Origin of the sequence: Pseudomonas sp. JAI115 (assembly GCF_014200835.1) — a bacterium.
GTDB classification, from domain to species: Bacteria; Pseudomonadota; Gammaproteobacteria; order Pseudomonadales; family Pseudomonadaceae; genus Aquipseudomonas; species Aquipseudomonas putida_A.
Genome location: NZ_JACHCY010000007.1, coordinates 167,099 through 181,628 on the forward strand (window position 1 = coordinate 167,099; position 14,530 = coordinate 181,628).

The window sequence follows — 14,530 nt, forward strand, 5'->3', positions numbered from 1 at the left end:
TCAGTTGACCGTGACCTGACCGAGGGCGGCTTTCGCTTCCCGGGCCTGATGCTGCGGCGCGTAGACCTGAGTGAAACGCACCGGCGGCAGGTTGAACTGACCCTTCTGCGAGAAGCGCACCAGATGGCGCAGACGCAATTCGCCGCTCAGCGCATCCACCGGCACCGCGTAGGCCAATTGCCCCGGTTCGAAGCGCGCCTTTTCCAGCGCGGTCGGCTCGGTGCCGTCCTTGCCCTGCAACTTGATCCCCCAAGTGGTGCGCTCGACATCGGCGCCCGGTGGCAGCGGCACTTCGAGCATGCCGTAGCGCAACGGTTTCGGCGCCTTGCTGGTGAGGATCACTTCGTCCAGGTACAGGCTGTCGCTGGACAGCGGCTTGTTGCCGACCGGTTCCAGTTTGAAGGTGAATGCCTCGTCGCCCGGCACCAGTCGCGACAGACGACGGGTGATGGTCACGGCCATTGGGTCGACCGCCGGTTGCTGGGTCTGGAAGCTCAACGCCGCCCGCAGCGGACGCTCCTGCGTGCCGGACACCGACAACACGCTCGGCACCGGCGTCGCACCCTGCCAGGTCCAGAACATCTCGCCGGTTGCGCCGTAGTTTTTCTTCCAGCCTTCACCCGGCATCAGTGCGATGGTCGGCGAGGCCTGGGCGATGCTGCGTTGCAACCAGCTCAGCGCCAGGGCGCGTTCGAGGGTCGATTGCTGTGGCAACAGACGTTGCAACAGCGCCGTCGCCCGCGCCTGATCAAACGGTTGCAGCGACAGGTTCAGCGCTTCGGCAAACGGCTGCGAACTGACCGCCAGACGCTGTTGCGCCGCGCCAACCTGACGGTTGAATGCCTCCGGCAACGCGACTTTCGACTGGGTCGCCAGCGCCGCAGTCAACACCCGCGCGGCCGCCAGACCGAGCGCCGAATCCGGGTCACTCATCACCAGGCTGTCTTCGCCGTCGTCCATCAGGGTTTCGGCATTGCCCTCACCGGCCTTGGCCAGATCGTCCATCAAACCGCTGAGCAAGGTGTTCACTGGCAGATGCATTTGCCTGGCAAACGACAGGATCAGCGCCCGCTGCAGCAGCGGCGTGTTCGGCGCTTGCTTGGCGTAGACCTCCAGCACTCGCTGCCAATGCTCCGGCGGCAAAGTCAGTTCCAGCACCTGACTGGCGTTCCAGTCGGCGTAGTAGGCGTAAGCGGTGAGGAACGCGTCCGGCTCGCCGTCGAAGCCCCACCAGGTGAAGCTCGCCGACGGCCCGGCCATTTGCACCAGACGCAGACGGCTGTTCTGCATGATCAGGCGCAGGCGATCGCGGATCTGCGGGCTCGACGCCAGCGACGGATACGCGATGCTCAGCGGCAGCAAGCGGCTGGCGGTCTGCTCGACGCCGCCGTACGGGTAGCTCAGCAAATCATCGAGGGCGGAACGGAACAGCGCTTGCGGACTGTCATCCAGACGCAGACGAATGTCGGTGGCGTCGGCCGGCAGGCTCAACGGGGTGTCGCCGCTGGCGACGTCGAAGCTCTGGGTTTGCGTGACTTGCCAGCCGTCACCGGTCGCGCTCAGGCGCACGGCGAGGGCGTCAGCGGTTTTGCCGTCCTGCACCAACTCGGCGGTCCACTCACCCGAGGCCAGGGCGAACGCTGGCAGCGGCACGTAGTTGATGCCGTTGTTCAGGGTTACCGGCAGGCGTTGTTCGGCGCCAGCGTAATGGGTGACCAGCTCAGCCTTGACCGGTTTTTCGGCCTGGCTGAAGGCAAACACACCGAGTTGCGGCTGATCGCCCTTGCGGAATTTGCTCGGCCCGCTCCACTTCAGGTACAGCGGTTTTTCCGAACGGACGAACTGCTTCTTCTGCCCGACCTGGCCGTCGTCGGCGATAGCCCGGGCGGTGATGCGCCAGCGGGTCAGCGAGTCCGGCATCTTGAAGGTGAAACGGGTTTTGCCGTCGGCACCTGTGAGCAATTCCGGCTGCCACGCGGCGGTGTCGACGTCTTCACGACGTGGGCGCTCCAGCACTTTCACCCCACGTTCGCTGCGGTTGGCCTTGCCCGGCGCGCCGGGGCTGCCCGGCAACGCCACGTCGTAACTGATGAACGACAGGCTGGCGCTGGTGCGCACATTATTGCGACGCGGGTGGTAGAAGAACTGGTCGATGGTCGGCGCGACTTCCGGTTGCAGCGCGTAGACCATTTCATCGACAACACTCACCGTCAGATGCGCCGGAACTGCTTTACCGGCGAACTGCGTAGTCAGGTCGACGGTCACCGTGTCGCCCGGCAGATACACCTGTTTGTCGGTGCTGATCGCCACGTCGATTTGCGGGGCAATCACTTTGATCCCGGCGTTCTGGAAGCTGTACTGCCCGCCCTTGGTGTAGAGCACCGAGAAGGTCAGGTTCGGCGCGAAGTTGTCCTTCACCGGAATGCGCGCGCGGTATTGGGTGTCGCTGAGTTTTTCCAGTTTCAGCCAGTCGCCGCCCTTGGCCAGCAGCGCGGTGGCTTCGACCTTGTCGCGCTCCAGCGACAGCAATGCATCGCTGACCGGCTCAGGGAAGGTGATCAGTGCCAGCGCTTCATCGCCGGCCTTGTACTCGGGCTTGTCGAGGACGATTTCCACAGTGCCCGGCACCGCTTTGACACCGTCGCCGGTGACCGAATGGCCGGTGGCGCCGAGGACGCGACCGTGTTGATCTTTCAGCGTCAGGTTGTAAGTACCCGGACGCTCGAAGGCCAGACTAAAGCCTTTGTCAGTCGCCGCGAGTTTGCCTTCGCCAGTGCTCTGGTCTTCCAGACGCACCCAGCTGTAGCTGCTTGGGGTCACGGCTTTGCTCTGCTCGCTGCCGCCCTCGTTGGCGTAGCTGAACGCGACTTTGTCGTTGACTGCGCTGAAACGTTGCGGCGCGCTCAGGCGGAAGCTCGCAGCGCCACGGTCGATGAGGATCTCCTTGGTGGTCTTGACCCGATACGCCGCGCCATCGCTGGCAAACACGGTGAGCATGTAACGGCTCGGTTTGTCGGCGGCAGGCAGGTCGAGTGTCGCGTTACCCTTGCTGTCAGTGGTCAGTTCGGTGCTGGTCAGCTCCACCGGGAATTGCCCGAGGTATTGCAACTCGTTGTCGACCATCGACAGTTGCTGGGCACGCAGGCTCAGGCTCAGTTTGGCGTTGGCCACCGGTTTGCCGTCCGGGTACAGCAGCACCAGACTGCCCTTCACCGGCTCGCCGGTGCGGTAATCCTGCTTGGCCAGATTCAGCGAAATTTCGAAGTGCGGCTTGATGTACTCGGCCACGCGGAAGGCGCTGCTGTAGGCCTGATCCTTGTAGTTGAAGCGGATCTCGTAACCACCGGCCACAGCGTTGTCCGGCAACTGGAACCGGCCCTGGGTACCAGCCTTGGAATCGAGTTTCAGGTCGAGGCGTTGCAGCTCGGTGCCGGTGGCATCAAGCACACTGACGTTGACGTCAGCAGCGCCCGGCAGCACCGAATCCCGCGCATTCTTGAACTCGCGACCGACGATTTTCAGCGACACCCAATCCCCCGGGCGATACAGCGGTCGGTCGGTGAACGCATAGAGTTTGGTGTCGTAGATTTCGCTGTCGTAATAGAAGTTTTCCGAGACGAACACCCCGCCCTCTTCGTCCTCGCCAATGACGAACGAGCGCTCGGGGCTGACGTGTTTCAGGCGCAGCAAACCATCGGCATCAGTGGCACCGCTGCTCATCACGCCGAGGCCGTCAGTCCACAGCACATTGACCTTCGGCACCGAACTGCCTTCGTGTTTGCGTGCGGCCCAGACCAGCAATTCATCACCGGCAATCTTGCTCACTGCCACGGTGTTGGAAACGAAGACCATGGTGGTCGCGCGATACTTGCCGATCAGCGCTTCGACCAGGTACAGGCCCGGCTTCAGGTTGCCCAACGGGATGTACACGTTACCCGGTGCAACGCTGACGAACTCGCTGGAAGAACCGGCCAGATTGACCCCGGCCGGCGGCTGTATCGGTTTGGCCTGCCACAGCGGATAGCGGAACTGGCTGACCACCGGCAGACCCGGAATCAGCGCGAATTGCGGCTGCGCGTCGTACGGGGTTGGCGCGGCGATGGCGGTGCCCATCTTCAGCTCCGGCACTTCCTCGGTGACCTGCTTGCGCGACTCGTAGGAGAACGCGCGCTGCATCACCCGCCGCGATTTGCGGTACCAGTTGTCCCACAGGTACGCGAGGGTGTTGGACAAGCCCTCGCCCTTGAACTGACCGTCGCTGACCACGCGGTGCAGGTTCTTCTGACGTTTGAGGAAATCCAGCGGCTTGTCGATGTGGTATACGCGGATGTCGGCGCCGCCGTACGGCTCCATGCGGAAACGACGATAGTCCCGGCCCGGCGCTTCGAGACGAACCATCGCCTGTTCGTCGGCGGCGAAACTGCTGTCGGCCAGCAGGAAGAAGCTTTCACCGGGGACCGGCGTGTAGCCGCTCGGCTCCACCGAATCTTCAGCGTTGACGGTCGCCAATGGCAGCAACAGCGCCAGCAGCAGAGGAATTCGAGCGCAGAGTCGCAGCATGCGGGCACCGGTCATTGGGAGAGAAAGTTCAGTCGATAGACGCCGATGAAGTTGGGGTTGGCTGCGTCGGGTATCCATCGGGTGTCCTTCCATGTCATGAGTTGCTGCAGGCTTGCCGAACGCATGCCGTTGTCAGTGGGGGTGGTCGTGCCGGTGTGATAGGCGATGTAGCGGCCCATCCAGATCATCAGGTGCTGGTCGTCGCCCTGATCGAAAAACATCAGGTCGCCGGGGCGTGCCTGGGACACGTCGCGGCTGACCAGATGGCTGTTGAACTGAATCAGTTTGATCGCGTTGACGTACGGCCCGACCTTGCCGCCGCCCTGCTGCCATTGCTGGGCGAGCTTGCGCTGCTCATCGCTGAGCGTCAGCTCCGGCGGCAGGTAGCGATTGGACAGGCCATTGCTGCGCAGCCACTTGTCGTCGTGGACTTTCAGCGCTTCGTTGGCGGCGAAACGCACAAGGCCTGCGCAGTCCTGCTGATACCAGCGCGGGCTCGGGCCCTGGCTCAGTTGTTCCTGAGCGATGCGCACGAACCAGGCACGGAACACCTGGGACTGCGCCGGATCCAGCGCCGGCGCTTCGACGGCTCTGGCACCGGCGCTGAGTAGCAGCGCGAGCAGGCCGAGGCTGCGGATCAATGCCGTCACAGCGCTTTCCATTCCAGCGGCAGCCATTGCCAGTGGCCGTCAGGCTCGCTGCCTTCAGGCAGGGTCAGCGCGTATTTTCCGTAGCCGCCGAGGGTGCGCAGTTTCGGGATCAGGTAGGTTTGTGCGGCGTTGTAGAACACCGGCTCCATGTCCTGCGGCAGGCTGTCGAGGGTTTCCTGCTGCATCAGTTGCGCCATCGAATCCGGGCCGAAATAGATCGGCATCAGCACATCTTTCGGCAGCACGTCGGCCATCGGCGGGAAGCGTTTGTCGAGGGTGCCGAGGGCCTTGTCCACCAGTTTGTCGTCGAGGGAAAACAGCAGCGTCGAACCGTGACGGGCGAGGCTGACTTTCATATAAGCGCGGCCGCTGATCGCGTCCGGATTCTCGGCAGTCTTGGCGGCGTACGGGCCGAAGTTCGAGCTGACCTGACGCTGCCAGACATGACTCTGGCCTTCCTGTTTTTCAACCACCGGGAATGCGTGTTCATCGACATTCGCCTCGTAGGCGCCCACCATCGAACCGAACAACGTGCCCAGGTCGCCATCGAGCTTGCTGCTGTCCTCGTCCTTCAGGCTGGCGACCAGCAACGGCGTGTACAACCGCGAATCTGCGTACCAGCACAGGCCTGCCGCGCCGGCCACGTGCTCGGTGAGTTTCTGCGCCACCGCTTCGTCGGCGCCAAGTTTCACCAGCAGCGGTTTCTGCGGTTCGGCCGCCACCGGCAAGGTCACGCAGGCACTGGCGCCCAGCGGCATGGCTTGCCACACCGGTTTGAAATCGAAGTCCGGCTGATTATCCAGTTCGTCCATGGCGAGGTAGCTGTGCCAGCCCTTGTCGTCCATGTCGAAACGCAGCCCGGCGAAGTTCGGGATGAAGCGCTGATAGCCCATCGCAAGGACGCTGGAATTGACCGACAGACGCTGTTTGAGCTCCGGCGCCTTGGCCGGTAGACCGAAAGCCTCGGGGAACAGTTTGTCGCCGCTGAGCAGCGCTGCCAGCGCTTGCGGCGAGACGTGCCCGGACTCTTCCGATTCGCCACTGGCCGGGTCGTAATATTTGTTCGGGTTGGACAGCACCACCAGTTTGTCGCCGCGCGACGCGAACAGCAGCGATTTGCTGGCGTTGTAGCTGAGCTGGTACAGCGGCACTTCGTCGCTGCCGACCTTGAGGCTGCCGAAGACGCTGAGTTGCGAATCGTCCAGCGCCACTTTCGCCAGCGGTTCGAGCAGCTTCGCCAACCCGCCGCGATCCATTACCAGCAGAAAATCCTTGAGCCGGCCATCAGCGCCACGCCACAACGCCACATCGGCCGGTTGATCGAAAAGCTGTTCGATCAGGCTGTCCTGCAGCTTCAGGTCGTGTTCGTAGATGATCCGCCGCAGGCTGCCGATCAACCCCAGGCGGTCGGCGTGGGTTTCGTAATAGAAGACGAAATCCTCGGTGAGCGTGGCCTTGAGGAACGGCACCGTCAGCAGGTCCTTGGGCAACTGGCTCAAGGAGCGGGTTTCCAGCAGCGCATCCGGACGACTCAGGCCGAGCTTGTCACTGGCAAGTAGAGCTGCCGGCACCTTGGGCTTGTGCAGGAGCCAGCCAAGACCACCGGCCACCCCGGCTACCAGGACCAGGCCGATCAGCAGCGCCGGCCAGCGCCGGGAGGTTTGGCCGGCAGGTGTCGGGACGGCCGGAGAAGCAGCGTTATCACTCATGTTCACAAAACCCGAAGTTCATCCGTGGAGCGGGATGCTTAATAGTTGAAAGTCTTGACCAGCAGCAGATCACCGATCGCCCGCAGGGGCACGATGAATGTTTCGCGTTTTTCGTCGACCGTGTTTTCGTTGAGCACCAGCGTGATTTGCGAGGTGATGACCTCGTTCTGATTGCTGGCCTCCTCGAAGTTATAGCCGCCGTCGCCGAAGTTGCCCCAATAGTTGACGTAAACCAGATAGGTGCCATGCAGCGGCGCGGTCATGGTGAACATTTCCGGGCCGGGGCCATCGACGCCGTCCGGGTCCAGACCGCCGCCGTTGGTCAGCGCCGTATGGGCGAAAAACGCGTGCTGGCCGTCCGGGGTGATGATGTGCAGGTCGAGCTCGGCCTTGGGATCGTCCCAGCCGAGCACCACACGGATCTTCGCCGGGGTGCGCAGGTTGTTCGCTTCATAGAACTGCACGCGCTTGAGCGACTGGACCTCGGCACTGCGCACTTCGACACTGTTGGAACCGGCGCCGAACGCATACGGCCGGGCGAAACGCCCGTCATCGTCGGTATACAGATTCAATGGATTGCCGTTGACCGCCAGCGTGTGCGGCCCGCGCTGATTGCCGATGGCCTTGAGCTGGCCCTGAATCATCGTGCGATTGCGCTGAATGCCGCGATCGATCGGCGGCGTGGGATAGGCGACTTGCGGGTTTTCACTGCGATCAAGCAAGCCGTTATAGCGCCAACCGCCCACCGGTTCCGACAGCTCGGCATTCGGCGCTGCCAGCAGCGCAGGCGCGCAGGCCAAACCGATCAGCAGCCAAAGAAATGAACGCATGTAATGCCTCCTGCCATGCCTGAACGAAACCTTGCACCCGATCCTCGGTACTTCACAGCGGTGGAAACTGCGTTTCGTCTGAAAGACCCGTGACTATGGGGTCGTAGAAGGCGCGAAGATTAGCGATTCGGCAGTTTTTTAACAATCGGATACATGTGGATTTGCGGTGGGAATCACGCCGTAAAGTAGACGGTGAGCCGAATAGCCGTCATATTCGGCTCACTAAATGAGCCGAATAGCATTTCTATTCGGCTCACGCCCCTATTACAGGCAGTAACCGATGACCACTCAATGGATCTGGCAGCAGCCGGATTGGCCCGACTTCAACTGGCAGGCAGAACGTCTGGCGCCGCTGCTGCGTGAATGCGTTCAGGCACAAGGCCAATTGATGGGCATGGCTGGATCCGTAGGCAACTCCCTGAGCGCTCAGACCGAACTCGACGCACTGTTGCAAAACATCGTGACCTCTTCGGCCATTGAGGGTGAGCAGTTGAATGTCGGCTCGGTGCGCTCGTCATTGGCTCGACGCCTGGGGCTGGAGTTGCCCGATAGCGATAAAGTCAGTCAACGGAGCGAAGGCCTGGCCCAACTGATGCTCGATGCCACGCGACGCTTCGCCGAACCACTGACGCTGGAGCGATTACTGGAATGGCATCGATGGCTGTCTCCGGACCAGGAAAGCGACTTCACCGCAAGGTCGATGCATCTCGGTGCGCTTCGCGGCGAGGAGCCGATGCAGGTAGTTTCCGGTCGTCTCGACCGTCCCACTGTGCATTTCGAGGCCCCTGCGCGCCAAGGTCTCGAACGACAGGTGGATAAATTTCTCGCCTGGTTCGAGGCCAGCCAGCATCAAACAGCGCTTGATCCTTTGCTACGTGCCGGCATCGCGCATTTCTGGTTTGTCACGCTGCATCCGTTTGATGACGGCAACGGTCGACTGACTCGGACCATCACCGATCTGGCGCTGGCGCAAGGCGAAGCACAGGCCATCCGGTTTTACGCCATGTCGGCCAGCATCCTCGATGACCGAAGCGGCTATTACCGAGTGCTTGAGGCCAGCCAAAAGGCCACGCTGGACGTCACCCAATGGCTCACCTGGTTTCTGCAGACTCTTTTACGCAGTCTGCGGCAAGCCATCGCGCGTATCGAAAGTGTGCTGGGTAAAACCCGCTTCTGGCAGGCGCACCGTGAATCCGAGCTTTCGGTGGAGCAGAGTAAAGTGCTCAATCGTTTGCTTGACGGTGGAGAGCGCGGGTTCGAACACGGTATCAGCGCGGCGCAGTATCAGGCGGTGGCCAAGGTTTCCAAAGCCACGGCGACGCGACATCTGGCGGAACTGCTGGAAAAGGGTTGTCTGCAGCGTATGCCCGGAGGCGGACGGAGCACACGATACAAAATCAATTACCCGGACAATTCCTCGAATTGAACCGCTGCCCCTGTGGCGAGGGCTCGCGAAAGACCCGCTCATTTGCCCATAAACCCCCTATCTGCTAGTGTCGCGCCGGTTTAACGTCAACCGGAAATCGCCGCCATGGCCCGCAAAAAAGCTGCACTGGATTTCGAACAGTCCCTCGCCGACCTGCAAACACTGGTCGAGCGTCTGGAGAACGGTGAATTGTCGCTGGAAGACTCGCTGACCGCTTTCGAGCAGGGCATCGGTCTGACCCGTGACTGCCAGGCAGCGCTGGCCCAGGCCGAGCAGAAGGTGCAAGTGCTGCTGGAGCGCGATGGCGAACTCGCCGAGGAACCCTTCGACGCGGAACAGCCAGAATGATTGCCGCGTATTCGGCGACCAGCCAGGCGCGGGTCAATGCGGCACTGGAAATCCTCTTCAAGGCTCCGCTGCCGGAGCTGTCGCGCCTGTATGAGGCGATGCACTACAGCGTGATGATCGGCGGCAAACGCGTACGTCCGCTACTCGCCTACGCTGCGTGCGAAGCGCTGGGCGGCAAGGCTGAGCAAGCCAACGGTGCGGCTTGCGCGGTGGAGCTGATCCACGCTTATTCGCTGGTGCACGACGATTTGCCGGCGATGGACGACGACGATCTGCGTCGCGGCCAGCCCACCACCCACAAGAAATTCGACGAAGCCTGCGCGATTCTCGCCGGTGACGGCTTGCAGAGCCTGGCTTTCAGCGCCCTGCTCGACCCGCGCCTGAGCAACCTCGACGCTGACATCCGTCTGCAACAGGTCACGGCGCTGGCGCACGCGGCCGGCCCGGCAGGCATGGTCGGCGGTCAGGCCATCGACCTCGGCTCGGTCGGCCTGAAGCTGGATCAGCAAGCGCTGGAGCAAATGCACCGGCACAAGACCGGCGCGTTGATCGAAGTCAGCGTCAAGCTCGGCGCCCTGGCCAGCGGCCGCGCCGAGCAGGATCAACTCAAAGCCCTGCAGACTTATGCACAGGCCATCGGTCTGGCCTTCCAGGTGCAGGACGACATTCTCGACGTCGAAAGCGATACCGAAACCCTCGGTAAACGCCAGGGCGCCGACATCGCTCGCGACAAACCGACCTACCCGGCCCTGCTGGGACTGGACGCGGCCAAGGTCTACGCTCTGGAACTGCGCGATCAGGCCCTGCACGCGCTGCGACCGTTTGACGCGGCAGCCGAGCCTTTGCGCGACCTGGCCCGGTATATCGTCGAGCGGCGCAACTGAACGCCAACCTGCCAAAAAAGACCAACGCGTGGGCAGGGGGCGATGCATCAGGTAAACTGCCGCATCTTTTATACCTATAACGATTCGCCTGATGCCCACGACGTTTCATGAGATTCCCCGCAAGCGCCCGACCACGCCCCTGCTCGACCGCGCGAACACGCCGGACGGCCTGCGCCGGTTAGGCGAAGCCGAGCTGGAAACCCTGGCCGATGAGTTGCGCCTGGAATTGCTCTACACGGTCGGTCAGACCGGTGGGCATTTCGGTGCCGGCCTGGGCGTCATCGAGCTGACCATCGCGTTGCATTACGTCTTCGACACCCCGGATGACCGGTTGGTGTGGGACGTCGGTCATCAGGCGTATCCGCACAAGATCCTCACCGGTCGTCGCCAGCGCATGGAAACACTGCGCCAGAAGGACGGCATCGCCGCTTTCCCGCGTCGCGCCGAGAGCGAGTACGACACCTTTGGCGTCGGCCACTCCAGCACCTCGATCAGCGCCGCGCTGGGCATGGCGATTGCCGCCCGCCTGCAAAACAGCGATCGCAAGGCGATTGCGGTGATCGGTGACGGCGCGCTGACCGCCGGCATGGCCTTCGAGGCGCTGAACCACGCGCCGGAAGTCAACGCCAACATGCTGGTGATCCTCAACGACAACGACATGTCGATCTCGCGCAACGTCGGCGGCCTGTCCAATTATCTGGCGAAGATCCTGTCCAGCCGCACTTACGCGAGCATGCGTGAGGGCAGCAAGAAAGTCCTGTCGCGCCTGCCCGGCGCCTGGGAAATCGCCCGCCGCACCGAAGAATACGCCAAAGGCATGCTGGTGCCCGGCACCCTGTTCGAAGAGCTGGGCTGGAACTACATCGGCCCGATCGACGGCCACGACCTGCCGACCCTGATCGCCACCCTGCGCAACATGCGCGATCTGAAGGGCCCGCAGTTCCTGCACATCGTCACCAAGAAAGGCAAAGGCTTCGCCCCGGCGGAAGTCGACCCGATCGGTTACCACGCGATCACCAAGCTCGAGCCGGTCGACGCCCCGGCTGCTGCGCCGAAAAAGGCCGGCGGGCCGAAGTATTCGGCGGTGTTCGGCGAATGGCTGTGCGACATGGCCGCGGCTGATCCGCGCCTGGTCGGGATTACCCCGGCGATGAAGGAAGGCTCGGACCTGGTGGCGTTCAGCGAACGTTTCCCGCTGCGCTACTTCGACGTTGCGATTGCCGAACAGCACGCTGTGACGTTCGCTGCCGGCATGGCCTGCGAAGGCGCCAAACCGGTGGTGGCGATCTACTCGACGTTCCTGCAACGCGGTTACGACCAGTTGGTGCATGACGTGGCGGTGCAGAACCTCGACGTGCTGTTCGCCATCGACCGCGCCGGTCTGGTGGGCGAAGACGGCCCGACCCACGCCGGCAGCTTCGATCTGTCGTTCCTGCGCTGCATTCCGGGCATGGTCATCATGACCCCGAGCGATGAAAACGAATTGCGCAAAATGCTCACCACCGGCCACCTGTACAACGGCCCGGCGGCGGTGCGCTACCCGCGCGGCACCGGCCCGAACGCGACCATCGACAAGGATCTCGAGCCGATCGAAATCGGCAAGGGCATCGTCCGCCGCCAGGGCAGCAAAGTCGCCCTGCTGGTGTTCGGCGTGCAACTGACCGAAGCGCTGAAAGTCGCCGAGAAGCTGGATGCGACCGTGGTCGACATGCGCTTCGTCAAGCCGCTGGATGAAGCGTTGGTACGCGAGATTGCCGGCAGCCACGAGTTGCTGGTGACCATCGAGGAGAACGCGATCATGGGCGGCGCCGGTGGCGCGGTCAGCGAATTCCTGGCGCGCGAGAACATTCTCAAGTCGATGCTGCATCTGGGCTTGCCGGACATCTACGTCGAGCACGCCAAACCCGCGCAGATGCTGGCCGAGTGCGGGCTGGATGAAGCGGGAATCGAAGCCTCGATTCGCGAGCGCCTGGAACTGCTCAACAAGTAACACGCAATACCCATGTGGGAGCGGGCTTGCTCGCGAAGGCGTCGGATCAGTCGATGATGAGTGGACTGATACACCGCCTTCGCGAGCAAGCCCGCTCCCACATTTGATTTGTGTACATCAGAAATACCCACGGGAACACCGATGAACCTCTCGCGCCTCGCCCTGCCCTTTCTCCTGCTGCCAGCCGCCAGCGCCCTCGCCGACACCTTCGAACGCGACGAAGCGCTGAAGCTGCCCGACACGTTGATCAGCGCCAACCGCCAGGTCGAAGCGCGCAACGACAGCAGCGCCGCCAACACCGTGTTCACCCGAGAAGACATCGACCGCCTGCAACCGGGCAGCGTCACCGACCTGCTGCAAAGGGTACCGGGCGTGCAAGTGGCGCAGGCCGGTGGGCGCGGCAGCCTGCCGGGGATCTACATTCGCGGCACGCAATCGGCGCAGAGTCTGGTGCTGGTCGACGGCCAGCGCATCGGCAGTTCGACCTCCGGCGACAGCAATCTGCAGCACCTGAACATCGACCAGATCGAGCGCGTGGAAGTGTTGCGCGGTTCGCGCTCGGTGATTTACGGCAGCGATGCGATTGGCGGGGTGATCCAGATCTTCACCCGGCGCGGCACCGAGCAAGGCCTGCAGCCGCGCTTGCACGTCGGCTTCGGCAGCAACCAGACCTGGGAACGCAGCCTCGGCCTGTCCGGTGGCGATGACAAGACCCGCTTCAACCTCGGCGCCAGCCTCGATGACACCGCCGGCCTCGACCGTACTCATGAGTCATACCCCAGCGACAGCGATCACGATGCCTATCGCAATCAATCCGTCAGCCTGAGTCTCAGCCATGCACTGACCGATGACATCGAAGTCGGCGGCAACCTGCTGGATAACCGTGGCAAAAGCGAGTTCGACAACCCGTTCGGCCGCTTCGATACGACTACTTTCGAGTCGGTGCAACAGCAGCCTTACAGCGACTTCAACGTCAGCAGTGTCAGCAGCTACGTCGATGCCCGGGTCAACGAAATCTGGAAAACCCGCGTCGAATTCGGTCACAGCGAAAATCGCGAGAAAACCTTCGACAAGCTCAGCGACGAGCGCACGGTGTTCAATACCTATCGCGATTCGGTGAACTGGCAGAACGACCTGACTCTGGATGCGCGCAACAGCTTGATCCTCGGCGGCGACTGGTACGAAGACCGGGTCAACAGCAGCACCGCATTCAACGAGGACAGCCGCTGGAACCGTGCCGCGTTCATCCAGCATCGCTATCAGGCCGACAGCTTCTCCACGGAACTGGGTCTGCGTCACGACGACAACCAGCAATTCGGTAGCCAGAACACCTGGAGCGGCACCTTCACCCTGCCCCTGAACCCGGACAACGATCTGCTGCTGAGCTACAGCGAAGGCTTTCGCGCGCCGACCTTTAACGACCTGTACTACCCGGACTTCAGTAACCCGGATCTGAAACCGGAAACCTCGAAAAGCTACGAGCTGCAATGGCGCAGTCAGTTGAGCGATAGCAGTCGGCTGGAGGCGTCGATTTACCGCACTGATCTGCAAGACGCGATCATCTTTGGCAGCAACTCACGCCCGGAGAACGTGGCCTCGGCGCGGATCAATGGCTTTGAAGCGGCGCTGAAACAGGAACTGTTCGGCTGGCAGAGCAATCTCGGTGTGGCGATTATCGACCCGCGTGATCGCGATAGCGGGCACACGTTGGCGCGTCGTGCGCGGCGCACGATGAGTTGGGATCTGGATCGACAGTTTGACCGGTTGGGCGTCGGCGCGAGCTGGCAATTGGTCAGCAGCAGTTACGACGATCTGAACAACACCCAGCCGTTGGGTGGCTACGGCACGCTTGGACTGCGCAGCAACTGGGCGCTGAATCGCGAGATCAAACTGGATCTGAAGGTCGAGAATCTGCTGGACAAGGGTTACAGCCGTGCGCTGTACAGCTATGACGGCAGCCAGTATGGCTATCGCGAGGAAGGTCGGGCGTGGGTAGTTGGCGTCACCTGGACTCCCCAGCTTTGATTTGAATCTTCGCTGATTTGACTGGCTCCTTCGCGAGCAGGCTCGCTCCCACAATTTGGAATGCAATTCCCTGTGGGAGCGAGCCTGCTCGCGAAGAAGCCACCCCGG

The 14,530-nt window shown here is 62.3% G+C and carries 9 protein-coding genes; 5 read left to right on the forward strand and 4 right to left on the reverse strand.

Features of this window, described 5'->3' with window-relative positions; all coding sequences use genetic code 11:
• Genes HDC30_RS18005 through HDC30_RS18020 form a run of 4 tightly spaced genes read right to left on the reverse strand, consistent with a single transcriptional unit; the run spans position 1 to position 7,749 of the window.
• Complete coding sequence (locus HDC30_RS18005) at positions 1 to 4,575, reverse strand: alpha-2-macroglobulin (RefSeq protein WP_183784235.1); 4,575 nt, start codon at positions 4,573 to 4,575, stop codon at positions 1 to 3.
• Entirely contained in the window at positions 4,572 to 5,222 is a 651-nt protein-coding gene (locus HDC30_RS18010) for a DUF1175 domain-containing protein (protein ID WP_064589422.1), read from the reverse strand. Before HDC30_RS18010 ends, HDC30_RS18005 begins: the two co-directional genes overlap by 4 nt.
• Positions 5,207 to 6,919 carry a DUF2138 domain-containing protein gene (locus tag HDC30_RS18015; RefSeq protein ID WP_183784237.1) on the reverse strand — a complete coding sequence of 571 codons (1,713 nt, stop codon included), beginning with the start codon at positions 6,917 to 6,919 and terminating at the stop codon, positions 5,207 to 5,209. Before HDC30_RS18015 ends, HDC30_RS18010 begins: the two co-directional genes overlap by 16 nt.
• A gap of 38 nt (positions 6,920 to 6,957) precedes the next feature.
• A complete protein-coding gene (locus tag HDC30_RS18020; RefSeq protein ID WP_183784239.1) occupies positions 6,958 to 7,749 on the reverse strand; it encodes a YfaP family protein in 792 nt (263 codons plus the stop codon).
• A 280-nt stretch (positions 7,750 to 8,029) separates the two neighbouring features.
• On the opposite strand from HDC30_RS18020, the gene HDC30_RS18025 reads away from it, so the two are divergent.
• The 5 genes from HDC30_RS18025 (at position 8,030) to HDC30_RS18045 (ending at position 14,422) form a co-directional block, all read left to right on the forward strand.
• The gene (locus HDC30_RS18025; protein WP_183784241.1) at positions 8,030 to 9,175 is read left to right on the forward strand and encodes a Fic family protein; all 1,146 of its coding nucleotides are present in this window, start codon (positions 8,030 to 8,032) and stop codon (positions 9,173 to 9,175) included.
• Between the two features lie 105 nt (positions 9,176 to 9,280).
• Positions 9,281 to 9,523, forward strand: coding sequence for an exodeoxyribonuclease VII small subunit (locus tag HDC30_RS18030; RefSeq protein ID WP_003228627.1), 243 nt, complete (start codon positions 9,281 to 9,283; stop codon positions 9,521 to 9,523).
• Positions 9,520 to 10,407 carry a (2E,6E)-farnesyl diphosphate synthase gene (gene ispA / locus HDC30_RS18035; protein WP_183784243.1) on the forward strand — a complete coding sequence of 296 codons (888 nt, stop codon included), beginning with the start codon at positions 9,520 to 9,522 and terminating at the stop codon, positions 10,405 to 10,407. The genes HDC30_RS18030 and ispA overlap by 4 nt, the downstream gene beginning before the upstream one ends.
• A gap of 91 nt (positions 10,408 to 10,498) precedes the next feature.
• A complete protein-coding gene (gene dxs, locus HDC30_RS18040) occupies positions 10,499 to 12,397 on the forward strand; it encodes a 1-deoxy-D-xylulose-5-phosphate synthase (protein ID WP_150368191.1) in 1,899 nt (632 codons plus the stop codon).
• Between the two features lie 141 nt (positions 12,398 to 12,538).
• Positions 12,539 to 14,422, forward strand: coding sequence for a TonB-dependent receptor domain-containing protein (locus HDC30_RS18045; protein ID WP_183784245.1), 1,884 nt, complete (start codon positions 12,539 to 12,541; stop codon positions 14,420 to 14,422).
• The last annotated feature ends 108 nt before the right edge of the window (positions 14,423 to 14,530 follow it).